Here is a 25,138-nt window from a genome sequence, read left to right on the forward strand (position 1 = left end):
CGCGCGGATCACGCGGCGACCGTCTCGCGGGCGTCCTCGGACCTGGCGGCCTCGCAGCCGCGGACGAACTCGGCGGTGGCCTTCTGGAAGCCGTCCGGGTCGTCGAAGAACGGCACGTGCCCGGCGCGGGCGAGGGTGACTTCCTGGCTGTTGGGGATGCGCTGCAGGGCGTCCTCGATGACGGAGCGGCTCCAGGCGAAGTCGCCGTCGCCGTTGATCAGCAGCGTGGGCTGGGTGAGGGTGGACAGCTTCTCGGGGTCGTCGTCGACGTCCAGGGACGCCTTCAGGCTGTCCGCGATGCCGGTCTTCGACAGCAGGGACATGAAGTTGTCGCGCAGCGCCAGGTACGCGGGCTTGCCGCCGGCGTGCACGAGCTGGTCCGGGAAGACCAGCGGGTAGAGCATGTCGAACAGGGCGGTGGTGCCGCCGTGCTCCAGCGTCGACAGCCAGTGCTTGCTGAGCAGGATGCGGCGCAGCGTGCCGTTCGGGGAGAACGCCGGGCCGATGAGGACCAGGCCGGCCACGCGCTCGGGGTACTTGTAGGTGAACTCCCGGGCGATCAGCGTGGAGATGGAGGTGGCGACGAGGTAGGTCTTCTCGATGCCCCGGTGGTCCAGCAGCCGCCGCAGGTCCTCGACGTGGTCGTCGAAGGTGGTCGGGTCCGGGCCGGGGGAGGAGGCGCCCTGGTTGCGCAGGTCGTAGTTGATCAGGCGGAATTCCTTGGCCAGGTCCTGGGTGAAGTTCCCCCAGACGGGGCTCAGGATGTAGAAGTTGTTGATGAAGGTCAGCGGCGCGCCCTCGCCGCTGTCCTCGTAGTACAGCTCGCCGCCGTCGGGAAGGGCGATGGCCTCGTGGTTCTTGTAGCGGACGTCGAGGACACCGAAAGTGTTGGACATGACCGTTCTCCCTGTCGTTGCGTGCAAGTCGGAATGAGGGGACGTACGGATCGCGGGCCGGAACGCGGCGCCGGACGACGGAATTCCGGGAACCGGGGACGGAACCGGAACGCCCGGAACCGGAATTCGGGGAACCGGGTGGATTCCGGTGTTCCGGACCGGGTTCCCCCATGCCCCGTTCCCCCGGTTTCCCTTTTCCTTTCCGCCCGGCGGGCCGGAATTCCCGCCGTCCGGTGGCGGTGGCCGGCCGGGCCGATGAATGCCGTACGGAAAGGGAAGCGCCGGGGCGGGCACGGCCGGCGGAAGGGCGGCCGGCCCGGTGCGGGACGGGCTACCCGGCGGAACCGGCGGCCCGCGCGGCGCCGGCCCCCGCGGAGGGCTCCGTCCCGTCCGCGTTCTGCCGCCAGAAGGCGCGGACATGGGTGAGGACCGCCTCGGGCCGCTCCAGCGCGGGCAGCCGGTGGGCGCCCTCGACGACGGCGCAGCGCCCCCGCGGGATGGTGTCGGCGGAGCGCCGGGCGGGCTCGGGGAGCCACATCGCGTCCTCGCTGCCGGCGATGACCAGGACCGGCGCGGTGATGCCCGGCAGCAGGCCGCTGATGTCCGGGCGGCGCAGCATCATGGCGTGCATCGAGCGGTGCATCCCGACCCGGTCGGCGGTGGCGAGGCCGTCCCGCACGATCCGGCGGGCCTCGGGGTCGGTGCGCTTGGACCGCTTGGTGAGCAGGGCGTCGGCGACCCCGTTCGACAGCGGCGCGATGGGCCCGAACCGCCCGTAGACCCCGGCCAGCAGGCGGGTCTGGAGGCGTTCGGCGGTCTCCAGCGGGGCGATCGGGGTGGCGATGGTGACGACGCTGCGGCACCGCTCCGGGTGCCGGGCGGCGAAGACCAGGCCGATGTGGCCGCCCCACGCGCTGCCGAGCCAGTCGACGGAGCCGATGCCCAGCTCGGTGAGCACCTCGGCGGCGGCGTCCGCGCAGTCCTCCAGGGTGTACCCGGCGGGCGGGCGTCCGCTGCGGCCGTGGCCCGGGCCGTCGATCAGGACGAGGGTGCGCTCACCGGCGAGCGGGCCCGACATGCGCTGCCACTGGAACCGGTCCACCAGCATGCTGTGCCACAGCAGGACCGGGGGGCCGCTTCCGGCTATTTCCACGAAAAGGTCCCCGACTTTGGTGGGGATGGATTTTGTGCGCGACATGTTGGCCACCAATCTCCCGCGTCGTGAGCCGCCCTCGATCGGCAGCCGACGGGAATGATGGTGTGCCACAGATCGCGACAATGCCGCATGTCGGGAGGGAGTGTGTCAGGTCCCGCCGGAAGCACCCCGGGAACCCTCCGCCCGCCCCATTGCGCCCGGGGAACGGCGCCGCCCCGGGGCCGCCACCAAAGGTGGGGGACGGCCCGCCGGACGACCTGACGGAGAAGGTGACGGAGAAGATGACAAAGAAAGCCGGGCGGGCCGCGAGGAGGACGGCGCGGAAGGCCCGGGAAACCCCGGACGGACGGCGGAAACAGGCCACCTGACCTGACAGACTCCCTTTTCCTCCCTGGTCCGCTCACCCCTCCCCCGGCAGGATTCCACTGTGGCCGCGCTGTGCGGTCGCGCGTCTTCCGGCGGGTACGAACACACGGGCACGACTAAGGGGATTCAAGTGGACGAACCGATTCTGGTGACCGGCGGAACCGGCACGCTCGGACGCTTCGTGGTCGCGCGCCTGCTCGACGCGGGCCGGACGGTACGCGTGCTGAGCCGGCACGCGCCCCCGTCGGACGCCGCCCCGGACACCCGCCAGTGGGCCGTGGGCGACCTGGAGGCCGGCACCGGCGTCGCCGAGGCGCTGAACGGCGCGGGCACGGTCGTGCACTGCGCGACCGCCAGCAACGGCAAGAAGGACGTCGCCGCCATGGCGAAGCTGCTGGCGGCGGCGAAGGAGGCCGGCACCCGGCACCTCGTGTACATCTCCATCGTCGGCTGCGACCAGGTGCCGTTCAGCTACTTCAAGGGCAAGGAGGCGTCGGAGCGGCTCCTGGAGGAGAGCGGCGTCCCGTACACGATCCTGAGGGCCACGCAGTTCCACGACTTCGTCCGCGCCATCTTCGACGGCACCTCCAAGCTGCCGCTGATGCTCGCGCCGGGCTTCCGCTACCAGACCATCTCCGCCGCCGAGGTGGCCGGGCGGCTGGCCGAACTGGCCGTCGGCGCCCCCGCCGGACGGGTCGCGGACATGGGCGGCCCCCAGGTCCGCGAGGCCACCGAGATGGCCCGCGTCTACCTCCGGGCCCAGGGCCGCAGCAAGAAGGTGGTCGCGCTGCGCCTGCCCGGCAAGACCTTCCGCGCCTTCCGCGACGGCGGCCACCTGACCGCCTCGCACGCGGTCGGCAAGGGCACCTTCGAGGACTACCTCGCGGAGAAGGCCACCGCCACCCGGTGACCGGACCCGCGCCGGGCACACCGCGGGACGGCACGGCGGGGGCGCCACGACGGCGCCGGGTCGGCGCCACGACGGCGGGCCGGCCGGGGGACGACGGCACGGCGGCGGATCGGCGGCACGGCGGCGACGGCACGCCGGGAAGGGGGCACGGCATGGACGCGGCACCCACGGCCGCGCCGGGCCCCCCGCCCGGACGGCCCGGACCGTCCGTACCGCCGGGACGGCCCGGACACGACGCCCCGGGCGGGGCATCCGCGCCCGGACTCCCGCCCGGGGGACCCCCGCCCGGACGCCTCCCGGGGGCAGCCGCGCCCGGGTCCCCGCCGGTACCGACGACGCCCGGACCGCCCGCGCCCGGGGGGCCGGTCTCCGGTGTCCCGGGCGGACCGGCGGCGAGGTCCGCCGGAGCACCGGCCGACGCGGAGGCCACCGATCCGGCGGACCGGTCCGACCCGGCAGCCCGGTCGGAGCCCGGCCCCCCTGTCGGCCCGGCGGCTCGGCCGGACCCGACACCCCTGACACCCCCGGCACCCCCGATACCCCTGTCGGCCCCCCGGGCCACGGCCGACCCGGCGGCGCCCTGGGACCCGGCCGCCCTGGCCGCGCTCTACGCCCCCTTCCCCGTCGTCGTCGCCGTCGTGCGGGTGGGCGAGCACGCCCCGGGTGAACTCCCGCCCGCCCTGCGGCTGTCGGGGGCGGCGGACCGCCGGGTGGCGGAGTACACGGCGGGACGGGTGGCGGCGTACCGGGCGCTGGAGGAGCTGACCGGCCGGGGCCACTGGGTCGGCCGCGCCGCCTCCGGCGCGCCCGGCTGGCCGCCGGGGACCCGCGGTTCGCTGACGCACAGCCCCACGGCGGCCGTCTGCGTGGCCGCCCTCACCGACGGCTGCCGGGCGCGCCTCGGCCTGGACGCGGAGCCCCTGTCCTCCGCGCCGGGACTGCACCGCGCCCGGCACCTGATCGCCCGCCCGCCGGAGCTGGCCCGCATCGCGGCGGCCCCGGCCGGCGGGGCGGAGCGGGCCGCGCTGCGCCTCTTCTCGGCGAAGGAGGCCGCGTACAAGGCCGCCCCCGCGGCCCTCCAGCCCCGTCTGACCTTCCGCGGCACGGCCCTCGCCTGGGACCCGGCCGCCGGCCCCACGGTCCGCTTCCACGCCTCCGAGGGCCTCCCCCCGGCCCTCCGCGTCACCACCGTCCACACCCCCGGCCACGTCCTCTCCGCCGCGCTCCTGCCCCTGCCGGACCGGTCCTGATCCAACCGGCCGTCGTGACGGTCCGCGCGGGCGTGCGGAGGACCACCGGCGCGCCGGGCCCGTGCGCGCGGAAGTCACCGGCCGCGGCCCGGGCCCGCCTCCGCACACCGGTCCGCGTCACGCGCCGAGGTCGAGTTCCGCCCAGACCGTCTTGCACGGCACCGGCCCACCCCGCACGCCCCAGCGCGCCGCCAACTCCCCCACCAGTTCCAGCCCGTACCCCGACTCGGCGAGCGGACGGGCCTCCTTTCCGCGTACGGGCAGGCGGTCCCCCCGCGTGTCCGTCACCTCGATCCGCAGCACGCGCGGCGCGGTGAGGAACAGCGCCAGCCGGAAGCTCCGCCCCGGGACCCTCCCGTGCACGGCGGCGTTCGCCGCCAGCTCCGCCACGATCAGCCGGGCCGGGTCCAGCGGCAGCCCCCAGTCCTCCAGACGCTCAGCGGCGAGCAACCGCGCCAGTCGCGCACCGCGGCGGGTGGAGGAGAGCGGCACCGCGTACTGACGCAGGACCACGGGACCGCGTGCCGGTACGGCGGACACCGGTACCTCGATGGGCTCGATTTCCTGATTCATGTTACTCAGCGTCGCGAACGCTCCCTACCCTGTGAAGCACGGCGGCCCGGGCGTTCGGGGGCTGTCCGTGGGACGTCCGGGTTGCCCGGGGTGACGGACCCGGGGCACCGGAGGTTGAAGCCGGAAGGGCAGACGGCGGAAAGGCCGGCGAGGACATGAGCGAGTGGGAAGCGGGATCGGACGACGAGGAAGCCGGCGCCGTGATGCGCACGGTGGTGCGGCAGTTGAGGCTGTGGCGTCAGGCGCAGGGCCTCACCCAGACCGAGCTGGGCTCCGCCATCGGCTACGGCGAGGAACAGGTCTCCTCCGTGGAGCGGGGCCGCCGCATCCCCCGTCCCGAATACCTGGACCGGGCCGACGAGGTCCTGTCGGCGGGCGGACGCATCGCGGCGATGAAGGCGGACGTCGAGGAGGTCCGCTACCCGAAGAAGGTGCGGGACCTGAAGAAGCTGGAAGCGGAGGCGGTGGAGCTGTGCGCCTACAACAACTCGGTGATTCACGGGTTGTTGCAGACGAAGGGGTACGCGCGGGCTGTCCTGAGCCAGCGGAGGCCGCCCTTCACGGCCGAGGAGCAGGAGCAGCGGCTGGTGGCCCGTGTGGCGCGTCAGGCCATCATCGACGCCCCGAAAGGGCGCCCGGTCTTCAGCTTCGTGCAGTGCGAGTCGACGCTCCGCCGCCCTGTCGGAGGCACAATGGTTCTGCGCGAACAAATCGAACACCTCTTGAAAGTCGCGGAGTTCGGCAATGTCGACCTCCAGGTCCTCCCGCTGAACAGGGTGGAGAACTCCGGGATGGACGGCTCGTTCAGGTTGCTCAGACTCAGGAACGGGTCCACGGTGGGCCACGTGGAGGTCCAGCAGATCAGCCGGGTCATCGCCGACCCGAAAGAGGCCCAACTCCTTGACATCCGCTATGGGATTATCCGGGCGCAGGCTCTCAGCCCACGGGAGTCGACCGTCCTCATCAAGAAGGTACCGGGAGAGACATGACCCTCAAGCCGCACAGCTCGACCTGGACCAAGAGCAGCCACAGCACAGCCCAGGGCCCCGACTGCGTGGAGGTCGCCTGGACCAAGAGCAGCTACAGCACCGGCGACGGCCCCGACTGCGTGGAGGTCGCGGCCGTGCCGGAGCACATCCTCGTACGGGACTCCAAGAACCCCCGGGGCCCCCGCCTCGCCGTCACCCCCACCACCTGGACGGCCTTCCTCCCCTACGCCTCCGGGAACTGACCCCGGAGGGCACGGGAGCCCACCACCCTCATCAAGAAGGTACTGGGAGAGACATGACCCTCAAGCCGCACAGCTCGACCCGGACCAAGAGCAGCCACAGCACAGCCCAGGGCCCCGACTGCGTGGAGGTCGCCTGGACCAGGAGCAGCTACAGCACAGCCGAGGGTCCCGACTGCGTGGAGGTCGCGGCCGTGCCGGAGCACATCCTCGTACGGGACTCCAAGAACCCCCGCGGCCCCCGCCTCGCCGTCACCCCCACCACCTGGACGGCCTTCCTCCCCTACGCCTCCGGGAACTGATCGTCCGGACACACGGCGGCGGAGCGTGCCCGTGAGCACGCTCCGCCGCCGTACAGGTCCCGGGAGGACGCCGCCGGACCCGGTCAGGTCGTCGAGCGGCGTCTCCGCGCGCCCGGGCGCCGCTCGCTCGGGCGGGTGACCGGGTCGCCCGCCTCCAGCGCCGCCAGCCGGCGCCGCGCGCCGAAGTCCGCCAGCGCCTCCGCCAGCTTCAGCACCGACGGCTCCGGGGCCATCACGTCGACCCGCAGCCCGTGCTCCTCCGCCGTCTTGGCGGTGGCCGGGCCGATGCAGGCGATGACCGTCACGTTGTGCGGCTTGCCCGCGATGCCGACCAGATTGCGGACCGTCGAGGACGAGGTGAACATGACCGCGTCGAAGCCGCCGCCCTTGATCGCCTCCCGCGTCGCGGCCGGCGGCGGCGAGGCGCGCACCGTGCGGTACGCGGTGACGTCGTCGACCTCCCAGCCCAGCTCGATCAGCCCCGCCACCAGGGTCTCGGTGGCGATGTCGGCCCGCGGCAGGAACACCCGGTCGATCGGGTCGAAGACCGGGTCGTACGGCGGCCAGTCGTCCAGCAGGCCCGCCGCCGACTGCTCACCGCTGGGCACCAGGTCCGGCTTCACGCCGAAGGCGATCAGCGCCTGGGCGGTCTGCTCGCCGACCGCGGCGACCTTGATGCCCGCGAAGGCGCGGGCGTCCAGCCCGTACTCCTCGAACTTCTCCCGGACCGCCTTCACCGCGTTGACCGATGTGAACGCGATCCACTCGTAGCGGCCCGTCACCAGGCCCTTGACCGCCCGCTCCATCTGCTGCGGGGTGCGCGGCGGCTCCACGGCGATGGTGGGCACCTCGTGCGGCACCGCGCCGTAGGAACGCAACTGGTCGGAGAGCGACGCGGCCTGCTCCTTCGTCCGCGGCACGAGGACCTTCCAGCCGAACAGCGGCTTGGACTCGAACCAGGACAGCTGGTCGCGCCGGGCGGCCGCGGCGGAGCGCTCACCGACCACGGCTATCACCGGCCGGCCGCCCTCCGGCGACGGCAGCACCTTCGCCTGCTTCAGCGTCTGCGCGATGGTGCCCAGCGTCGCCGTCCAGGTCCGCTGCCGGGTCGTCGTCCCCGCCACCGTCACCGTCAGCGGGGTGTCCGGCTTGCGGCCCGCCGACACCAGTTCCCCGGCGGCCGCGGCCACCGAGTCCAGCGTCGTCGACACCACCACCGTGCCGTCGGAGGCGCCCACCTCCGTCCAGCAGCGCTCGGAGGCGGTACGGGCGTCCACGAACCGCACGTCGGTGCCCTCGGCGTCACGCAGCGGGACACCGGCGTACGCCGGGACCCCGACCGCGTTGGCGATGCCCGGGACCACCTCGAACGGCACCCCGGCCGAGGCGCAGGCCAGCATCTCCTCGGCGGCGTAGGTGTCCAGGCCGGGGTCGCCCGTCACCGCACGCACCACCCGCCTGCCACCCCTCGCTGCCTCCATGACAAGATGTGCGGCATCCCGCACGACGGGGACCCCTGCGGGCGCCGACGAGCCGTCGACGACCGTGAGTTGGGGTGTGCCCGGTCCCGGATCCGACCCGTCGGAATCCGTCGGCACCTCGGCAGCACCCTGCCGCGCGTGCGGACGTACGACGTCGAGCACCTCGTGCTCGGCGACGAGGACGTCCGCGTGCGCCAGCGCCTCCACGGCGCGCAGAGTCAGCAATCCCGGATCCCCGGGTCCGGCACCGAGGAAGGTGACGTGCCCGTGTTCCGGACCGGCGGAAAAGGCGGTGGGGCTCACTGTGCTCGCTCCCCCATCAGACCGGCCGCGCCCTGGGCGAGCATCTCGGTGGCGAGTTCGCGACCGAATGCCAGCGCCGCCTCGTGCGTGAGGGGCACGGGACCGGTGGTGGACAGCTGCACCAGCGACGCGCCGTCGGTCGTGCCGACGACGCCGCGCAGGCGCATCTCCTTGACATTGCGCTCACCGGGCAGCAGGTCGGCCAGCGCGCCCACGGGGGCGCTGCAACCGGCCTCCAGCGCGGCGAGCAGCGACCGCTCGGCCGTCACGGCGACCCGGGTGAAGGGGTCGTCGAGTTCGGCGAGCGCGGCGGCCAGCTCCACGTCGTGCGTGGGGCATTCGACCGCCAGGGCCCCCTGGCCGGGAGCCGGAAGAATCGTGTCGACCGACAGGAAGTCGGTCACCTCGTCGATGCGGCCCACCCGGTTCATCCCGGCGGCGGCCAGGACGACGGCGTCCAGCTCGCCGCTGCGGACGTACCCGATGCGGGTGTCGACGTTGCCCCGGATCGGGACCGTCTCGATCGCCAGCCCGTGGGCCCGGGCGTACGCGTTGAGCTGCGCCATGCGGCGCGGTGCCCCGGTGCCGACGCGCGCCCCGCGGGGCAGGTCGGTGAACTTGAGCGTGTCGCGGGCGACCATCACGTCCCGCGGGTCCTCGCGCACCGGTACGGCGGCCAGGACCAGCCCCTCGTGCGGTGTGGTGGGGAGGTCCTTGAGCGAGTGAACCGCGAAGTCCACCTCACCCCGCAGCAGCGCCTCGCGCAGCGCGGCCACGAACACGCCCGTGCCGCCTATCTGTGCCAGGTGCTCGCGGGACGTGTCGCCGAACGTGGTGATCTCGACGAGCTCAACAGGCCGTCCGGTCACCTGGCTCACGGCGTCCGCCACCTGCCCGGACTGGGCCATGGCGAGCCTGCTCCGCCTGGTCCCGAGCCTCAGTGCCTTCTCAGTCATGCCGGCCCTCGGTTCTTCTCAGTGCTGTTCTCGGCGCGGGAGACGGAGGCCACCGTCTCGGGGTCGAGGTCGAACAGGGTGCGCAGCGCGTCGGCGTACCCGGCGCCGCCGGGTTCGGCCGCGAGCTGCTTGACCCGCACCGTCGGCGCGTGCAGCAGCTTGTCGACGACGCGCTTGACGGTCTGGGTGATCTCGGCGCGGTGCCTGGCGTCCAGCGCGGGCAGCCGCCCCTCCAGCCGGGCGATCTCGCCGGCCACCACGTCGGCGGCCATGCTGCGCAGCGCGACCACGGTGGGCGTGATGCGCGCGGCCCGCTGGGCGGCGCCGAAGGCGGCCACCTCGTCCGCGACGATCCCGCGGACCCGGTCCACGTCGGCGGCCATCGGGGCGTCCGCGGAGGCCTCGGCGAGTGACTCGATGTCGACCAGGCGCACCCCGGCCAGCCGGTGCACGGCGGCGTCGATGTCCCTCGGCATGGCGAGGTCCAGCAGGAACAGCGCCGGACGGGGGCGCGGCACCCGGGCCACCGGCTCCGGGCGGCGGCGCTCGGGGACGCGCCCGGCGGTGGCGGCCGTGGCGGCCAGCGCGGTGATCAGCTCGGGGTCGGCGCCGGGTCCGGTACGGAGGTCCTCGCGGCGGTCGGCGGCGCGGTCGGCCGCGGCGGCGCCGGGGGCGGCCCAGGCACCGTGCTGCTCCAGCGTCGCGGCGTCCATCCCGGCCACGGCGGCGTCGCCCATGACGGAGAAGCCGGACGGCACGGCGGACAGGTCGAGCGGACAGCTCTCGTCACCGGCCGCGCCCGTGGCCACGGCCGCGCCGGACGTCCCGGCGGCACCGCCCACCGGGTGCAGTGGCGTTTCCGCACGGCCCCGCCGGGCCCCTTCGGCGGCGGCCGGGGAGGACCCGGCGACCGCGGCGGGCACGGCGGCGGGGGTCGCGACGCGGCCCTCCAGCGTCCTGGCCACGGCCTCCGCCGTGAGGACGAGCCCCGTCGCGCCGGTACAGGAGACGGCCACGTCGGCACGTGTCAGTTCGGCGGGCACCGCGTCCATCGGGACGGCCCGGGCCCGTACGTCCGTCTCGCCGCTCTCGGTCAGCAGACGGGCGAGCCGCTCGGCCCGGTCGAGCGTCCGGTTGGCGACGACGACCTCCGTCACCCCGGCCCGCGCGAGCGTGGCGGCGGCCAGCGAGGACATCGATCCGGCGCCGATGACCAGCGCCGTCCGGCCGCCGGCCCAGCCGCGCACCTCCTCGTCCCCGGCCAGCTGCTCCAGGCCGAAGGTGACCAGGGACTGCCCGGCGCGGTCGATGCCGGTCTCGGAGTGGGCGCGCTTGCCGACCCGGAGCGACTGCTGGAACAGGTCGTTCAGCAGCCGGCCCGCGCTGTGCAGGTCCTGCGCGCGGGCCAGCGAGTCCTTGATCTGGCCGAGGATCTGCCCCTCGCCGACGACCATCGAGTCCAGCCCGCAGGCCACCGAGAACAGATGGTGGACGGCCCGGTCCTCGTAGTGCACGTAGAGATGGGGCGTCAGCTCCTCCAGCCCGACGCCGCTGTGCTGGGCGAGCAGGATGGACAGCTCGGCGACACCGGCGTGGAACTTGTCCACGTCGGCGTAGAGCTCGATGCGGTTGCAGGTGGCCAGCACCGCGGCCTCGGTGGCCGGTTCGGCGGCGACCGTGTCCTGGAGCAGCTTCGACTGGGCGTCCGCGTTCAGCGAGGCCCGTTCCAGCACGCTGACCGGCGCGCTGCGGTGGCTCAGCCCGACGACGAGAAGGCTCATGCGGGCATCACCGCGGAGACGTCGCCGTCGGGCCCCTGCCCGGCGCCGGGCTCCTCCGCGGCGGCGGGCGCGGCGGTGCCGGCCGCGGACTCCTCGCCCGCCTTGCGCTGCTCGTGGAAGGCGAGGATCTGGAGCTCGATGGAGAGGTCGACCTTGCGCACGTCGACGCCGTCGGGGACGGTCAGCACCGTCGGCGCGAAGTTCAGGATGGAGGTGACGCCGGCGGCCACGAGGCGGTCGCAGACCGGCTGGGCGGCACCGGCCGGGGTCGCGATGACGCCGATGGAGACGCCGTTGTCCCGGATGATCGCCTCCAGCTCGTCGGAGTGCTGCACCGGGATGCCGGCCACGGGCTTTCCGGCCATCTGGGGATCGGCGTCGATGAGCGCCGCGACCCGGAAACCGCGCGAGGCGAAGCCGCCGTAGTTGGCGAGCGCGGCCCCCAGGTTGCCGATGCCGACGATGACGACCGGCCAGTCCTGGGTGAGGCCCAGCTCACGGGAGATCTGGTAGACGAGGTACTCGACGTCGTAGCCGACGCCACGGGTCCCGTAGGAGCCGAGGTAGGAGAAGTCCTTGCGCAGCTTCGCGGAATTGACCCCCGCCGCCGCGGCCAGCTCCTCGGAGGAGACCGTGGGCACCGAGCGCTCCGACAGCGCGGTCAGGGCTCGGAGGTACAGCGGAAGACGGGCGACGGTGGCCTCGGGAATCCCTCGGCTGCGGGTCGCCGGTCGGTGTGTTCGGCCAGTTGCCACGGTGCTCCTGCGGGTAGAGCGGGGCTGTAGGCGGTCATACGTCCCTACATGACCGCCCCGTCGAATGCAGGCTATGTCTTTGTGAACGCGTGCACAAAGATGGTGTCCGATTTGCCCATCGAACGTGACCGGGCTCACGCAACCACGGCGCTCGAACAGGGAACCGGCGCTCCCGCACTCGCGTTCCACTCCCTTCGAGGGCAAAGCCGCACACACTCCTCATGATCGACGCCCCCGAGACCCCGCCGCCATCGATCCTAAGCGACCGTCCGGATTACTCGCACCGATCGGTCAGCGCCCTGCGCAGACGCTCCTCGTTCACCCGCCAGAAGGTGTGCTGCCGCCCGTCGACGAGGACCACGGGGATCTGCTCCCAGTACTGGTCGTGCAGGCGCGCGTCCTCGGTGATGTCCTTCTGCTCCCAGGGGACGCCCAGCTCGCCGCAGACCCTCTCGACGACGAGCTGCGCGTCGTCGCACAGATGGCAGCCGGGTTTGCGGACGAGGGTGACGAGACGGTTCTCCGGGCGCGCGGGGGGCGGCCCGGCCTGCGGGGACCGGGAGGGCCGCGCGGACCGCGGGGTCTTTCTGCCGAACAGCGGAGTCATGGCGGCCATTCTCGCCCGCCCTGTTCACGGTGGCGCAACCTCGTGGCACCGGAACTTCCGGACGGACTGGCTATGCTCACGGACATGGCCGCTTTCGGATGGCTCACCCCCCGCCGCCGCCCCGCCACGGCGCGGAGCGTGCTGGCGGGCGAGGCCTCGGCGGAGGCCGCCCGCAAGGCGGGCGGCGACGCGACGGACCGGGACCGCGACGAACGGACCGGGAAGAAGGACAAGGACGGGGAGCCGGACTTCCCGGTCCGGGGCGACGACCGGGCCGCCGCCTTCTTCGACCTCGACAACACCGTGATGCAGGGCGCCGCCCTCTTCCACTTCGGCCGCGGGCTGTACAAGCGGCAGTTCTTCGAGACCCGCGACCTGGCCCGCTTCGCCTGGCAGCAGGCGTGGTTCCGGCTGGCCGGCACCGAGGACCCCGAGCACATGCGCGACGCCCGCGACTCGGCGCTCTCCATCGTCAAGGGCCACCGCGTCTCCGAGCTGAGGTCCATCGGCGAGGAGATCTACGACGAGTACATGGCCGGCCGCATCTGGCCCGGCACCCGCGCCCTCGCCCAGGCCCACCTGGACGCCGGGCAGAAGGTCTGGCTGGTCACGGCGGCACCGGTGGAGATCGCCCAGGTCATCGCCCGCCGCCTGGGGCTGACCGGCGCGCTCGGCACCGTCGCCGAGTCCGTCGCCGGCGTCTACACCGGCCGCCTGGTCGGCGAACCGCTGCACGGCCCCGCCAAGGCCGAGGCGGTCCGGGCCCTGGCCGCCGCCGAGCGCCTGGACCTGACCCGCTGCGCCGCGTACAGCGACTCGCACAACGACATCCCGATGCTCTCGCTCGTCGGCCACCCCTACGCGATCAACCCGGACGCCAAGCTGCGCCGGCACGCCCGCGAGCGGGACTGGCGGCTGCGCGACTACCGCACCGGCCGCAAGGCCGCCAAGGTCGGCATCCCGGCCGCAGCGGGCGTCGGCGCGGTGGCGGGCGGCACCGCCGCAGCCATCGCCCTCCACCGCCGCAGGCGCTGACCCGGGCCGCCGCCCCGCCGCGACCGGACCCCGCCGGGGACGCGGGGCGGGCCGGGGAGCGGCCGGACCGGGGGTCCGCCGGGCCGGGGGTCCGCCGGGCCGACGCCCGGGCCCTCGTCCCGGGCCCCGTCCCCCGCGTCCGCGTCCCCGCCCGCGCCGGGCGGGGGCCAATCCAGGTGACGTACCCGCGCCGGGCCCGACCCAGTCCCCCGCATGCGCGCCTCTCCCACATCGAGCACAAGACGCACCGCACTTATCCGGAACCCGAACCCATCCGGTCACCAAACGATCAGCCTGTCGCAGGCGAACGACCGTCAATCGGGCACGGAAGCGACGTAATCGATGATTTGAGCAACTGGGCGTAGCAGCACCAGTACGAAGCGTTATTCTCCTCAGACGCATTCCGGTGCCCCACCGTCGCTACGACGGGTGAAAGGTTCCGTACTGCACGTGATGGAAGCTCTGCCTCTGGGAGTCCCGTGTACCCACACGTCGGGGTTGACGCCTCGGGCCTGGCTACGCTGCGCGCAACGGTCGAATCGGCCCGAGACCTCTTGCGCGGCTTCGTCCCCACCGCGTACGCCGTCCCCGCCCTCGCCACCGCCGCCGGCCCGCACCACGCCCTCGCCACCGCGACCGCCCCCGCCGGTCCGTGCTACGCGCTGGCCGACGGCGGCGCCGCCGTCGGCAGACGGGCCCGCTCGTCCGGCGCCGCCACCACCCACCGCCGTCCCGCGGCCGACAGTGACAGCGCCCGGATGATGGACCTCGTCGAGCGGGCCCAGGCCGGCGAGGCAGAAGCCTTCGGGAGGCTCTACGACCAGTACAGCGACACCGTCTACCGCTACATCTACTACCGCGTGGGCGGCAAGGCGACCGCCGAGGACCTCACCAGCGAGACCTTTCTGCGCGCCCTGCGCCGCATCGGCACCTTCACCTGGCAGGGCCGCGACTTCGGCGCCTGGCTGGTGACCATCGCCCGCAACCTCGTCGCGGACCACTTCAAGTCCAGCCGCTTCCGGCTGGAGGTGACCACCGGCGAGATGCTCGACGCCAACGAGGTCGAGCGCTCCCCCGAGGACTCCGTCCTGGAGTCCCTCTCCAACGCCACCCTGCTGGAGGCCGTGCGGCGGCTCAACCCGCAGCAGCAGGAGTGCGTCACCCTCCGCTTCCTCCAGGGCCTCTCGGTCGCCGAGACCGCCCGCGTCATGGGCAAGAACGAAGGGGCCATCAAGACCCTCCAGTACCGCGCCGTACGCACCCTGGCCCGGCTGCTGCCGGACGACGCCCGCTGAGCCCCCGGCGGCCCGCCGCCCCGGGAGTCCCCCGGGAACCCGGGCGCCCCCGCGCCCGCCCCGCGGCACCCCGCACCCCCGCCCCCGGCGTCGTCCCGGCACCCCGGACACCCGGCGCCGGTCCCGCACCGCCCGCCACCACCCACCGCGATCCCCAAGTCACCATCGGTGAGATTCTGTTGAGACAGCGGCCCGATCATCCGTCGTCCGTAACCCAAGTGCCGCGCCATTCGTTGTGCGGGATGCAGGCTCCCTGTGGTCGCTCCCCGGCGCCCGCGGCTCACACGATCGTGCGGCCCCGGACCGGGCGGGCAGCCCTCAGGACCCCCTGGGGAGTCGACCGTCATGACGAGAGGAGGTGCCGCCAGTGATCGCGAACGTATCGGCGCACCGGCGGGCGAACGCCTTCGCCCAGGCTCTGGAGGAGCAGACCGATCCCGGGGCGGCGGCCGAGGAGTCCGGAGGTCCGGCGGCCGCCGGTCCCCCGGGGGAGCCGCCCGGGCGGGCCGGGGCGTCCGAGCGGACGGGGCTGCCGGCCCTCGCCGCAGGTCTGGAGGCGCTGCCCCGGCCCGTGCTGGACCCCGAGGTCAAGACCGTGCAGCGGGCCCGGCTCGTGGCCGCGTTCGAGTCCATGCTCCAGGAGGGCACGGCGAGGGGGGCCGCGGCCGGCCCCACCGTGCCCGAGCAGCGCCAGGGCCGCGGCGCCCACCGGGCCGCCCCGCTGAAGAGGTTCCGGCCCCGCACCCGGCTGGCCAAGACCCTCACCGCGGGCGGCCTCAGCGTCGGTGTCGCCGCCGGAGCCCTCGGCGGAGTGGCCGCCGCCAGTTCCGACGCCCTGCCCGGGGACTCGCTCTACGGGCTCAAACGCGGCATCGAGGACTTCCGGCTCGGCCTCGCGGACAGCGACGACGAACGCGGCCGCGCCTACCTGGACCTGGCCTCCACCCGGCTCAACGAGGCCCGGCGGCTGATGGAGCGCGGGCGCAGCGGCCCCCTCGACCACGAGTCACTGGGCGAGATCCGCCGCGCCCTGTCCGGCATGCGGCACGACGCCTCCGAGGGCCACCGCCTGCTCAGTGCCGTCTACGCGCGCGACCCCGGCTCCCTCGGCCCCATGCAGGCCCTCTCCTCCTTCTCCCGCTCCCACGCGGAGGCATGGGGAGCCCTGCGGGACCGGCTGCCCATGCAGTTGGGGGACGTCAGCGAGGAGGTCACCTCCGTCTTCGACGCCATAGAGGACGACGTCGCCCCGCTGCGCTCCCTGCTCCCCCGGCCCCCGGCCGACAGCGGCGGCACCACCCCGGGCAGCCGCCCCGGCTCCTCCGAACCGGCCGCCCCCGGCACCCCGGGCGCCCGCCACTCGGCGCCCCCCGGCGACCGCACCGGCACCACCGGCGACGGCTCCGCCGACGACGGGCCGGGCCACAGCGGCGGGCCCAGCGAGTCCACCGGCCTCGGCCACGAGGGCGAGGGCCTGCTCGGCGGCGGCACCGGCGGCCTGCTCGACCCGCCCAAGGACACCGCCGGACCCGCCGCGCCGTCCGCCGGCGACGCCACCCCGCCGGCCGCCCCCGACGTCACCCTCCCGCCCCTGCTCCCGGGTCTCCTGCCCGGCCTGGGCATCGACGGCAAGGACGCCAAGGACACCGGCTGACCCACCCGTTCCACCGGATCCGTGGACACGGCGAAGGGGGCGCTCCCGCACGGGGGCGCCCCCTTCGCCGTGCCGCGCCCGGAGCGACCGAACCGCGGGCCGTCCGCGCGGAGCGCCGCGCCGGAGGAAGGCCGGCCGGTCCGTCAGAAGAAGACCGACCGGCGCTGGACCAGCAGCTTGTACAGGGTGTGCTGGATCTGCTCCCGCACCTGGTCCGTCAGGTTGAACATCAGCATCGGGTCGTCGGCCGCCTCCGGCGGATGCCCGTCGGTCCGGATCGGCTCACCGAACTGGATCGTCCACTTCGTCGGCAGCGGCACCGCCCCCAGCGGCCCCAGCCAGGGGAACGTCGGGGTCAGCGGGAAGTACGGAAGGCCCAGCACCCGCGCCAGCGTGCGCGAGTTGCCGAGCATCGGATAGATCTCCTCCGCGCCGACGATCGAGCACGGGATGATCGGCACCCGCTGCCGCAGCGCCGTCGACACGAACCCGCCGCGCCCGAAGCGCTGGAGCTTGTACCGCTCGCCGAACGGCTTCCCGATCCCCTTGAACCCCTCCGGCATCACCCCGACCAGCTCGCCCCGGGCCAGCAGCCGTTCGGCGTCCTCCGCGCAGGCCAGGGTGTGGCCCAGCTTGCGGGCCAGCTCGTTCACCACCGGCAGCACGAAGACCAGATCCGCCGCCAGCAGCCGCAGGTGCCGCCCCGCCGGATGGTGGTCGTGCACCGCGACCTGCGCCATCAGCCCGTCCAGCGGCAGCGTCCCGGAGTGGTTGGCGACGATCAGCGCCCCGCCCTCGGCGGGGATGTTCTCCACCCCCCTCACCTCGACCCGGAAGTACTTCTCGTAGAGCGGGCGCAGCAGCGACATCAGTACCTGGTCGGTCAGCTCGGCGTCGTAGCCGAAGTCGTCGACCTCGTACTCTCCGGTCAGCCGCCGCCGCAGGAAGGCCAGCCCGCCCGCGACGCGCCGCTCCAGCCCGCCCGCCCCACCCGCGTCCTCCGGGCCCGGCGGCCCGGGCGGCCCCGCGGACCCGGCCGGTTCCGCGGGCTCCGGGCCGGGGGCGGAGTCCGCGGACGGCGGGACCGGCTCCCCGGTCCCGTCCGCCGGGCCGTCGTCCCCGGCCCCGCCGCGCACCGGCAGCGGCTGCACCGCGCCCGGCCCCCCGGGTTCCGCGTCCCGGCGGCGTCCGCTCCGGCGCCGGGACGCGCCGGGGCCCCGCGACCGGTCGTCGTCGAAGGGAATGACCTTGGCGTCCGCCATCGTTGCTGCGCTCCTCAGTTGGCGCTCTGCGTCGGGAGGTGGCCGCCGTTCCCCGGGGACAGCGCGGCGATCCGGTCGACGGCCCCCGCCAGGGCCTCCGGCGGCAGCAGCCCCGGCCCGCGGGACCGCGCGAAGTCCGCGAAGGCCCCGGCCGTCGAGTACACCGGGCGGAACCCGAGGGTCTCCCGCATCTGCCGGGTGTCCACCACCCGGCCGTGGGTCAGCAGCCGGATCTGCTCCGGTGAGAAGTCCGTCACCCCCAGCGTACGCACCAGCGATCCGGCCCAGGTGACCGCGGGCAGCGGCAGCGGCACGGTGGGGCGGCCCAGCCGCCGGGAGCACTGGGACAGCAGCAGCACCCCGTCCCCGGCGACGTTGAAGGTGCCGCTGTTGAGGGTGCCCCGGCGCGGCTCGCGCGAGGCGATGCCGAGCACCTCGACCACGTCGTCCTCGTGCACGAACTGGAGCCGCGGATCGTAGCCGAACACCGTCGGCAGCAGCGGCAGCGCGAAGTACGAGGTGAGCGGGGTCTCCGCGCCCGGGCCCAGGATGTTGGCGAACCGCAGCACGCAGACCGCGACATCGGGCCGGCGCCGCGCGAAGCCGCGCACATAGCCCTCGACCTCCACCGCGTCCTTGGCGAACCCGCCGGTGGGCAGCGACCTCGGCGGCGTGGTCTCCACACAGACCGCCGGATCGCGCGGCGCGGAACCGTAGACATTGGTGCTGGACTTCACCACCAGCCGCTTCACCGACGGCGATTTCTGGCAGGCGCCCAGGAGCTGCATGGTGCCGATGACGTTGGTCTCCTTGACCGACGCCCGGCTCCCGCCGCCCAGCGGCATGCCCGTCACGTCCAGGTGGACGACCGTGTCCGCGCCCGTCTCCGCCAGCACCCGCCCGATGGCCGGCTGCCGGATGTCGGCCCGGACGAACTCGGCGCCGCCCAGCCGGTGCTCCGGCTCCACCGCGTCCACCGCGACGACCCCGTCCACCCCCGGGTCCCGCAGCAGACGCCGGACGAACCGGCCCCCGAGCCGCCGGGCCGCACCGGTCACCAGCACGACCTTGCCCAAGATCAGCGCCTTCCTTCCGCCCTGCCCCGGCCGCGCCCGCCGCGCGCCCGTGCCTCTGCCGTACCTTGCCGTCTTCCCCCCGCGGCGCCAACCCAGCCTGCCGTGTCGCCCTCCGGTCGCACCGGATGCAGCAGACCGGCCGCCGCGCCCGGCCCCCGAGGAACGACTGCGGCCCCCCACCGGTTCCGGTGGGGGGCCGCAGACCACGCTCTCGCGCCGTCCCGTCGCCTACTTCTTGTTGCGACGCTGGACGCGCGTGCGCTTGAGCAGCTTGCGGTGCTTCTTCTTGGCCATCCGCTTGCGCCGCTTCTTGATAACAGAGCCCACGACTACCCTCGCTCACTTCTCATCACTCGGTTGTTTGGGCGCCATGGGCCCACACGACCTACGAGGGGCCAGCCTACCCGCCCGAGCGCCGAGGTCGTAATCGAGGCAACGTCAGGCCGTTTCCACCCCCACGTAGCTCTCCCGCAGGTACTCGTGAACCGCCTGTTCCGGGACACGGAAGGACCGCCCCACGCGGATGGCGGGCAGATGACCGCTGTGCACCAGCCGGTACACGGTCATCTTGGACACGCGCATCACCGCGGCGACCTCCGCCACGGTAAGGAACTGGACCTCGTTCAGAGGCCTTTCGCCAGCAGCCATGACACACCTGAACCTTCCGCACTCGACGGGCACCGGCTTCCCCTCCGGTCACTCTTCGTCGCTGCGTGCTCACTCCCCAATGTAGGGGCGGGTGATGCGAATGGGGAAGAGGTGCACCCATGACCGTCCCCGCCGGGCAGCCCGGCGCGGGCGAGCACATACCGGGCCAGCGGCCGGTAGCACTCGGGCCGCGCCCCGTCCTCCAGGGGTACGGCGACGGCCACCGCGCCCTCCTCCTCCCCGACGAACAGCGCCGGATCGTCCGTGTCGGCCGGGCCCATCGCCTCGAACCCGAGCTGACCTGCGCCGCAGACCCAGCCGTGGTCCCCGATCACCAGCTCCGGGAGCGGCCCGCCGGCCTCCGCCGCCGCGTCCAGCGCGGTCCGCACGGGCAGCGGCGAGTGCGTGTGCGCGCCCGGCTCACCACCGGAGCGTTCCGTACCGGGCACACGCACCGACGCGACACCGCGGACGTACTCCAGGACATGGGTGCGTAGACCGAACCGGGTCAATATGTCGATACGGCGACCATGCGCCGGGGTGAGGACGGCACATCCCGCCGCCGACAGGGCCCCGGCCAGGGCGGCGTAGAAACCGAGCAGCGGACCGGGGTGCCCGGTGCCGAGCAGGACGGGGGCGCGGCGCTCGGCGGCGACGGCGAGCCGGACGGCGAAGGCGTCCAGGGCGGCCACCGTGCGGTCGGGGTCGATCGTGTCCGGTCCCGAGGTGTGCCGGGGGTCGGCCGGGACGCCGCACCGGTCGGCCATCAGCCGCAGCAGCTCCGGCTGCGTCCAGTCCCGCCGGGGGTCGATCCCGATCAGCGCCCGGGGATCGCGCGCGGCGAACAGCCGGTAGCTGCGCAGCCCCGCCTCCCGGCCCGTCCCCACCACCCCGGCCAGCCGGGCGGCCACCAGATACTCCCGAAGCCCTCCGCGATCCACCACCCGCCGATCCTCCCGCACCCCGCCCCCGGATCACCGCAGAACACCCGGACCACCCCTCCGACGAGTGGCCGAAACGGCTCCGGGGCGGGGGAGGCGGCTCCGCCTCGGGGGTGGGACCGGGACGACTCCGAACGAGGAGCCGAAACGAATCCGGGGCGAGACCGGGACGACTCCGCACGAGGGAGCCGAAACGAATCCGAGGTGGGCCGAGACGGCTCCGCGGCGGGAGCGAGACGACTCCGGGGCGGGAGCAGGACGGCTCCGGGCCGGGAGCGAGACGGCTCCGCCTGGAGGCGGGCAAGGACGGCCGCGTCCATGAACGGCCGGACACGGCTCCCTCCACCGGCCCCCGCACCGGCCCCGGGCACCGCCCGGCCGGGGGCCGACCCGCAGACCGGACACCACCGGCCCCGCACGCCACGGTGACGGACACCGCCGGCCGCCGGACCACGCGCGCCGCCGGACCGGTACGCCGGGCGGGGCGTCCCGGACCCGTGCCCCGGGGCGGGCCCCACCCCGCGCTACGCCAGCAGCCCGCGCAGCGGGAACACCGCCCGCCGCGCCGCCAGGACCGCCTGGTCCAGCCGGTCCGCGGGGTCGTACCCCGCGTCCCACTCCGACCACCCCACCGGCGACCGCCCGTCGGTCATCCGCATCGGCCCCAGTTGCCGCGTCCGGGCGAACACCTCCTGGCGCCACCCCTCCGGGATCACCGTCTCCGGCGCCACCGGACGCCCCGCCGCGATGCCCACCAGATGCGTCCACGACCGCGGCACCACCTCGACCACGGCGTAACCGCCGCCGCCCAGTGCCACCCACCGTCCGTCGGCGTACTCGTGCGCCAGCTCGTGGCACGCCTCCTGCACCGCCCGCTGCGCGTCCAGCGACACCGCGAGGTGGGCGAGCGGGTCCTCGAAGTGCGTGTCGGCGCCGTGCTGCGTCACCAGTACCTGCGGCCGGAAGTCGGCGACCAGCTCGGGCACCACCGCGTGGAAGGCCCGCACCCAGCCCGCGTCCCCCGTCCCGGCCGGCAGCGCGATGTTCGCGGCCGACCCCTCCGCGCCGTCCGCGCCGGTCTCCTGCGGCCAGCCGGTCTGCGGGAACAGCGTCCGCGGATGCTCGTGCAGCGAGATCGTCAGGACCCTCGGGTCCTCCCAGAACGCCGCCTGCACCCCGTCGCCGTGGTGCACGTCCACATCGATGTAGACGACCCGTTCGGCGCCCAGCTCCAGCAGCCGGGCGATGGCCATCGCCGCGTCGTTGTAGACGCAGAACCCGGCCGCGCCGCCCGGCATGGCGTGGTGCAGCCCGCCCGCGAAGTTCACCGCGTGCAGCACCTCCCCGTGCCACACGGCCTCCGCGGCGGCCACCGACTGCCCGGCGATCAGCGCCGACACCTCGTGCATCCCCGCGAAGGCCGGGTCGTCGACCGTCCCCAGCCCGTACGACGGGTCCGCCGACGAGGGATCGGCGGAGGCGGCCCGCACGGCGTCGATGTAGTCCTCGCGGTGCACCAGCCGCAGCGTCGACTCCCCGGCGGGCTTCGCGGCCACGATCTCCAGCCCGGCGTCGAGCCCCAGGGCCGTGACCAGCCGCCGCGTCAGGGCGAGCCGTACCGGGTCCATCGGGTGGTCCGGGCCGAAGTCATAGCCCGTGACCGCCTCGTCCCACATCAACCGTGCGCGACCGCTCATGACGGTCACCGTATCGGTCCGCGCCGGTCCCGAACGACCGGGCGTACACCAGGGTCACCAGGACCAGCGCCATCGGCACGAGCATCGCCCCCCGGTAGCTCCAGGCGTCCCCGAGCGCCCCCACCAGGGGCGAACCGATCAGGAATCCGACGTAGTTGAAGACGTTCAGCCGGGCCACCGCCGCGTCCGACGCCCCGGGCCCGTACCGCTCGTGGGCCAGCCGCCCCGCCGCCGCGAAGGTCTGCGGCACCAGCACGCACAGCCCGAGCCCCAGCAGCGTGAACCCGAGCATCCCCGCCCACGCCCCCGGCGCCGCCGCGACCACCGCGAAACCGGCCGCCGCGACCACCGCCCCGGTCCGCACCACCGCCGCGGCGCCGAAGCGCCGCACCCCGTGGTCCCCCAGGGCCCGCCCCACCAGCGTCGTCACCATGTAGACGTTGTAGGGGACGGTCGCCAGTTGCTCGGAGCCGCCCAGCACGTCCTGGACGTACTTCGCGCTCCAGTTGGAGACCGTCGAGTCCCCGATGTACGCGAACGTCATCACCAGGCACAGCGGCAGCAGCATCCGGAAGCCGGCGCCCCCACCACCTGCCCCGCCCGCCCTCGCGTTCCCGGCCCCGCCCTTCCCCGCGTCCCCGGCCGCGGTCACGGCTCCGGCTCCGGCTCCCTCGACGGTTGCGCCGTCCTCGACGGATCCCGCAGCCGCGGCGGCTCCCGCCGACCCGGCGACTCCGGTGTCCCCGGCGGTCTCCGGGGCCCCGCCCCGCTCCCGCTCCCGCGCGTCGACGTACCAGCGGCTCCCCACCAGCACCGCCGGCACCAGCACTCCCACCACCGGCAGGTACGACACCCAGAGCGCCAGCCCCCAGTGCGCCCCCGCCCACGCCAGCGACGCCCCGAGGATGCCGCCCAGGCTGTACGCGGCGTGGAAGCCGAGCATGATGCTCCGCCCGTACGCCCGTTGCAGGCTCACCCCGAGCATGTTCATCGCCGCGTCCAGCGCGCCGACGGCCACCCCGAACACCGCGAGCGCGACGGCGGCCTGGGCCATCCGGTCACCGGCCCCGACGCCCAGCAACGCCAGCAGCGCCAGCGGCTGCGACCAGCGCAGCACCCGGCTCGGGGGCGTCCGCCGCACCAGCCGTTCGGTGGCCACGCTGCCGGCGCCGGCCAGGACGGGTACCGCGGCCAGGAAGACCGGCAGCAGCGCGTCGGAGATGCCGTACCGGTTCTGGACGGCCGGAATGCGCGTGACCAGCAGGGCGAAGGCGACGCCCTGGGCGAAGAAGCAGAAGGCGAGCGAGGCCCTGCCGCGCCGCAGCACATCAGTCATGGCGGCGAGCGTAGGGCCCCGGCCTACCGGTGGGTAGATCCGGCCGGCACCGGATTTCCCCCGGCCGGGTGCGCGGCGGTCTCCGCCGCCGCCCGGTCGGCCGCCGCGGCGGCGGCCACCATGTGCACCATGGGGACGGCTCCGAGGGCGCCGCTCACCATGAAGCCGAGCACCATGGTGGCGACCAGGACGAGGGTGCCGAGCCAGACCATGGTGTCGACCGGCACGGAGTACGCCCCCGCGGTCCGCACCGCGCACTCCGCGACGAACGCCGTCCCCCACACCACGGTGAACCTCCGCTCCGCCGCCCGGAAGGCGGACGACTCCCGCCGCAGCCGGGCCCAGGCCGCCTCCCGGTCCTGATCGCCCTTCACCAGCCAGGGCTTGAGCGACGCGGTCATCATCGGCCGCCCCAGGGCCGCGGAGACCAGCAGCACGATCCCGACGACGCTGCTGAGGGCGCTGTCCTTGACCAGCATCAGCCGGGCGTCACCGGTCTCCAGGCCGACCACCAGGCCGACGAGGTTGACGACGAGGATGAGCAGCGGCAGCCCGTTGACCTCGCGCCGCCCCAGCAGTCCCCATCCGGTCCGCAGCAGCGGGATCGCGGTGCTCCAGGCGAGGGCCGCGACGGCGCTCGTGCCGAGGCCGGCCTTGAGGACGTAGTACGAGGCGACGGGCACCCCGATGTCCAGCAGGAAGGTGCCGGCGACCTTCCGCCTGCCGTGCCGCCCGTCCACCGCGGTGTCCTCGTTCGTCGTCATGGGACCAGCTTCGCGGCCGGGGCCCCTCGCCCGGTAGGAACGATCGTCCGGTTCCGGGTATGACAGATGTCAGGTCGGGCCCGGGTTCCGCGCCGTCAGCGGGCCCCGTCCAGCAGGCCGGTCAGCTCCCCCAGGTCGCCGAAGAGGCGGGTGGCGCCGTCCAGTACGGCGGGCGGGGTCATGGCGGTGAACCCGAACACGTCCATCCCGGCGGCGACGGCGGCCCGGACGCCGAGCGCACTGTCCTCGACGACGGCGCACCGGTCCGGGGCGACGCCCATCCGCGCGGCGGCGTGCAGGAAGAGGTCCGGCGCGGGCTTGCCCCGGCCGACGTCCTCGGCGCTGAAGATCCGCCCGTCGTCGAACCACCGGTCGAGCCCGGTCCGGCGGTGGCCCACCCTGATCCGCTGGTGGCTGCCGGAGGAGGCCACGCAGTACGGCACCCCGTCCGCGGCCAGCTTCTCCAGCACCGCGGCGGCTCCGGGGACGGGCTCCAGGTCCCGCTCGAAGGCGGCGAACACCCGCCGGTGGAAGGTGTCGTCGAAGTCCTCGGGCAGCCGCCGCCCGGTCCGCTCCAGGACGAGATCGTGCACCCGGTGCATCGCGGCACCCATGTAGTCCCGCAACGAGTCCTCGTAGGTCGTGGGGTGTCCCAGCTCGGTCAGATAGCCGGCCAGGAGCCGGTTGGAGATCGGCTCGCTGTCGACGAGCACACCGTCGTTGTCGAAGATGACCAGGTCATAACGCATGCCTTTGACCCTATGGGCCGTCCCCTGAACGCGGAAAAGCCCCGCACCATCAGGTGCGGGGCTTTCCCCAACAATTGTTCGGCGGCGTCCTACTCTCCCACAGGGTCCCCCCTGCAG

The 25,138-nt window shown here is 74.2% G+C and carries 24 protein-coding genes and 1 pseudogene; 8 read left to right on the forward strand and 17 right to left on the reverse strand.

What is annotated here, in order from left to right; all coding sequences use genetic code 11:
• Window positions 1-8: 8 nt before the first annotated feature.
• Together ACZ7LB_RS24670 and ACZ7LB_RS24675 are read right to left on the reverse strand one after the other, a co-directional pair.
• A complete protein-coding gene (locus ACZ7LB_RS24670) occupies window positions 9-896 on the reverse strand; it encodes an alpha/beta fold hydrolase (protein ID WP_471471231.1) in 888 nt (295 codons plus the stop codon).
• A gap of 331 nt (window positions 897-1,227) precedes the next feature.
• Window positions 1,228-2,049 (reverse strand): alpha/beta fold hydrolase, encoded by an 822-nt coding sequence (locus tag ACZ7LB_RS24675; protein ID WP_471471232.1) that lies wholly within the window; start codon window positions 2,047-2,049, stop codon window positions 1,228-1,230.
• A gap of 499 nt (window positions 2,050-2,548) precedes the next feature.
• On the opposite strand from ACZ7LB_RS24675, the gene ACZ7LB_RS24680 reads away from it, so the two are divergent.
• Together ACZ7LB_RS24680 and ACZ7LB_RS24685 are read left to right on the forward strand one after the other, a co-directional pair.
• Complete coding sequence (locus ACZ7LB_RS24680; RefSeq protein WP_471471234.1) at window positions 2,549-3,328, forward strand: SDR family oxidoreductase; 780 nt, start codon at window positions 2,549-2,551, stop codon at window positions 3,326-3,328.
• Window positions 3,329-3,972: 644 nt separating this feature from the next.
• Window positions 3,973-4,578 (forward strand): 4'-phosphopantetheinyl transferase family protein, encoded by a 606-nt coding sequence (locus ACZ7LB_RS24685; RefSeq protein WP_471471236.1) that lies wholly within the window; start codon window positions 3,973-3,975, stop codon window positions 4,576-4,578.
• Window positions 4,579-4,695: 117 nt separating this feature from the next.
• Here ACZ7LB_RS24685 and ACZ7LB_RS24690 read toward each other — a convergent pair whose 3' ends face one another.
• Window positions 4,696-5,151 carry an ATP-binding protein gene (locus ACZ7LB_RS24690; RefSeq protein ID WP_265295135.1) on the reverse strand — a complete coding sequence of 152 codons (456 nt, stop codon included), beginning with the start codon at window positions 5,149-5,151 and terminating at the stop codon, window positions 4,696-4,698.
• A 155-nt stretch (window positions 5,152-5,306) separates the two neighbouring features.
• On the opposite strand from ACZ7LB_RS24690, the gene ACZ7LB_RS24695 reads away from it, so the two are divergent.
• Genes ACZ7LB_RS24695 through ACZ7LB_RS24705 form a run of 3 tightly spaced genes read left to right on the forward strand, consistent with a single transcriptional unit; the run spans window position 5,307 to window position 6,681 of the window.
• Window positions 5,307-6,140: a helix-turn-helix domain-containing protein gene (locus tag ACZ7LB_RS24695; protein ID WP_471471238.1), complete on the forward strand. Its 834-nt coding sequence runs from the start codon at window positions 5,307-5,309 to the stop codon at window positions 6,138-6,140.
• Entirely contained in the window at window positions 6,137-6,382 is a 246-nt protein-coding gene (locus tag ACZ7LB_RS24700) for a DUF397 domain-containing protein (RefSeq protein WP_471471239.1), read from the forward strand. Before ACZ7LB_RS24695 ends, ACZ7LB_RS24700 begins: the two co-directional genes overlap by 4 nt.
• Window positions 6,383-6,435: 53 nt before the next feature.
• Window positions 6,436-6,681 carry a DUF397 domain-containing protein gene (locus ACZ7LB_RS24705; protein WP_471471240.1) on the forward strand — a complete coding sequence of 82 codons (246 nt, stop codon included), beginning with the start codon at window positions 6,436-6,438 and terminating at the stop codon, window positions 6,679-6,681.
• Between the two features lie 83 nt (window positions 6,682-6,764).
• Here ACZ7LB_RS24705 and ACZ7LB_RS24710 read toward each other — a convergent pair whose 3' ends face one another.
• The 5 genes from ACZ7LB_RS24710 to ACZ7LB_RS24730 all read right to left on the reverse strand — a co-directional run bounded on the left by ACZ7LB_RS24710 (window position 6,765) and on the right by ACZ7LB_RS24730 (window position 12,564).
• On the reverse strand, window positions 6,765-8,465 hold the full coding sequence (locus ACZ7LB_RS24710; protein WP_471471241.1) for a bifunctional uroporphyrinogen-III C-methyltransferase/uroporphyrinogen-III synthase: 1,701 nt from the start codon (window positions 8,463-8,465) through the stop codon (window positions 6,765-6,767).
• Entirely contained in the window at window positions 8,462-9,421 is a 960-nt protein-coding gene (hemC, locus tag ACZ7LB_RS24715; RefSeq protein WP_471471242.1) for a hydroxymethylbilane synthase, read from the reverse strand. Before hemC ends, ACZ7LB_RS24710 begins: the two co-directional genes overlap by 4 nt.
• Entirely contained in the window at window positions 9,418-11,202 is a 1,785-nt protein-coding gene (locus ACZ7LB_RS24720; protein WP_471471244.1) for a glutamyl-tRNA reductase, read from the reverse strand. Before ACZ7LB_RS24720 ends, hemC begins: the two co-directional genes overlap by 4 nt.
• Complete coding sequence (locus ACZ7LB_RS24725; RefSeq protein WP_471471246.1) at window positions 11,199-11,957, reverse strand: redox-sensing transcriptional repressor Rex; 759 nt, start codon at window positions 11,955-11,957, stop codon at window positions 11,199-11,201. Before ACZ7LB_RS24725 ends, ACZ7LB_RS24720 begins: the two co-directional genes overlap by 4 nt.
• A 274-nt stretch (window positions 11,958-12,231) precedes the next feature.
• The gene (locus tag ACZ7LB_RS24730) at window positions 12,232-12,564 is read right to left on the reverse strand and encodes a glutaredoxin family protein (RefSeq protein WP_471471247.1); all 333 of its coding nucleotides are present in this window, start codon (window positions 12,562-12,564) and stop codon (window positions 12,232-12,234) included.
• Window positions 12,565-12,648: 84 nt separating this feature from the next.
• Here ACZ7LB_RS24730 and ACZ7LB_RS24735 point away from each other — a divergent pair, with 84 nt between their 5' ends.
• The 3 genes from ACZ7LB_RS24735 to ACZ7LB_RS24745 all read left to right on the forward strand — a co-directional run bounded on the left by ACZ7LB_RS24735 (window position 12,649) and on the right by ACZ7LB_RS24745 (window position 16,548).
• Window positions 12,649-13,599 (forward strand): HAD family hydrolase, encoded by a 951-nt coding sequence (locus ACZ7LB_RS24735; RefSeq protein WP_471471249.1) that lies wholly within the window; start codon window positions 12,649-12,651, stop codon window positions 13,597-13,599.
• Between the two features lie 479 nt (window positions 13,600-14,078).
• The gene (locus ACZ7LB_RS24740; protein WP_471471251.1) at window positions 14,079-14,894 is read left to right on the forward strand and encodes an ECF subfamily RNA polymerase sigma factor, BldN family; all 816 of its coding nucleotides are present in this window, start codon (window positions 14,079-14,081) and stop codon (window positions 14,892-14,894) included.
• A 367-nt stretch (window positions 14,895-15,261) separates the two neighbouring features.
• A complete protein-coding gene (locus ACZ7LB_RS24745) occupies window positions 15,262-16,548 on the forward strand; it encodes a DUF5667 domain-containing protein (RefSeq protein ID WP_471471253.1) in 1,287 nt (428 codons plus the stop codon).
• A gap of 143 nt (window positions 16,549-16,691) precedes the next feature.
• On the opposite strand, the gene ACZ7LB_RS24750 is transcribed toward ACZ7LB_RS24745, so the two are convergent.
• From ACZ7LB_RS24750 to ACZ7LB_RS24790, 9 genes and pseudogenes are all read right to left on the reverse strand, one after another.
• Window positions 16,692-17,810, reverse strand: coding sequence for a lysophospholipid acyltransferase family protein (locus ACZ7LB_RS24750; RefSeq protein WP_471471255.1), 1,119 nt, complete (start codon window positions 17,808-17,810; stop codon window positions 16,692-16,694).
• Between the two features lie 14 nt (window positions 17,811-17,824).
• Entirely contained in the window at window positions 17,825-18,886 is a 1,062-nt protein-coding gene (locus ACZ7LB_RS24755) for an NAD-dependent epimerase/dehydratase family protein (protein WP_471471256.1), read from the reverse strand.
• A gap of 228 nt (window positions 18,887-19,114) precedes the next feature.
• On the reverse strand, window positions 19,115-19,213 hold the full coding sequence (locus ACZ7LB_RS24760; RefSeq protein WP_003948845.1) for a 30S ribosomal protein bS22: 99 nt from the start codon (window positions 19,211-19,213) through the stop codon (window positions 19,115-19,117).
• A 111-nt stretch (window positions 19,214-19,324) separates the two neighbouring features.
• On the reverse strand, window positions 19,325-19,534 hold the full coding sequence (locus tag ACZ7LB_RS24765; RefSeq protein WP_161224516.1) for a helix-turn-helix domain-containing protein: 210 nt from the start codon (window positions 19,532-19,534) through the stop codon (window positions 19,325-19,327).
• Window positions 19,535-19,671: 137 nt separating this feature from the next.
• Window positions 19,672-20,478 (reverse strand): annotated as a pseudogene (locus ACZ7LB_RS24770) (phosphatase); the annotation flags it as partial.
• 521 nt (window positions 20,479-20,999) lie between these two features.
• Window positions 21,000-22,172: an acetoin utilization protein AcuC gene (locus ACZ7LB_RS24775; RefSeq protein ID WP_471471258.1), complete on the reverse strand. Its 1,173-nt coding sequence runs from the start codon at window positions 22,170-22,172 to the stop codon at window positions 21,000-21,002.
• Window positions 22,123-23,508 (reverse strand): MFS transporter, encoded by a 1,386-nt coding sequence (locus ACZ7LB_RS24780; RefSeq protein ID WP_471471259.1) that lies wholly within the window; start codon window positions 23,506-23,508, stop codon window positions 22,123-22,125. The genes ACZ7LB_RS24775 and ACZ7LB_RS24780 overlap by 50 nt, the downstream gene beginning before the upstream one ends.
• Before the next feature lie 23 nt (window positions 23,509-23,531).
• Entirely contained in the window at window positions 23,532-24,272 is a 741-nt protein-coding gene (locus ACZ7LB_RS24785) for a VC0807 family protein (protein WP_471471261.1), read from the reverse strand.
• Between the two features lie 95 nt (window positions 24,273-24,367).
• The gene (locus ACZ7LB_RS24790) at window positions 24,368-25,021 is read right to left on the reverse strand and encodes an HAD family hydrolase (RefSeq protein WP_471471263.1); all 654 of its coding nucleotides are present in this window, start codon (window positions 25,019-25,021) and stop codon (window positions 24,368-24,370) included.
• Between the last annotated feature and the right edge of the window lie 117 nt (window positions 25,022-25,138).

It is taken from the genome of Streptomyces sp. NPDC107521 (assembly GCF_055598485.1).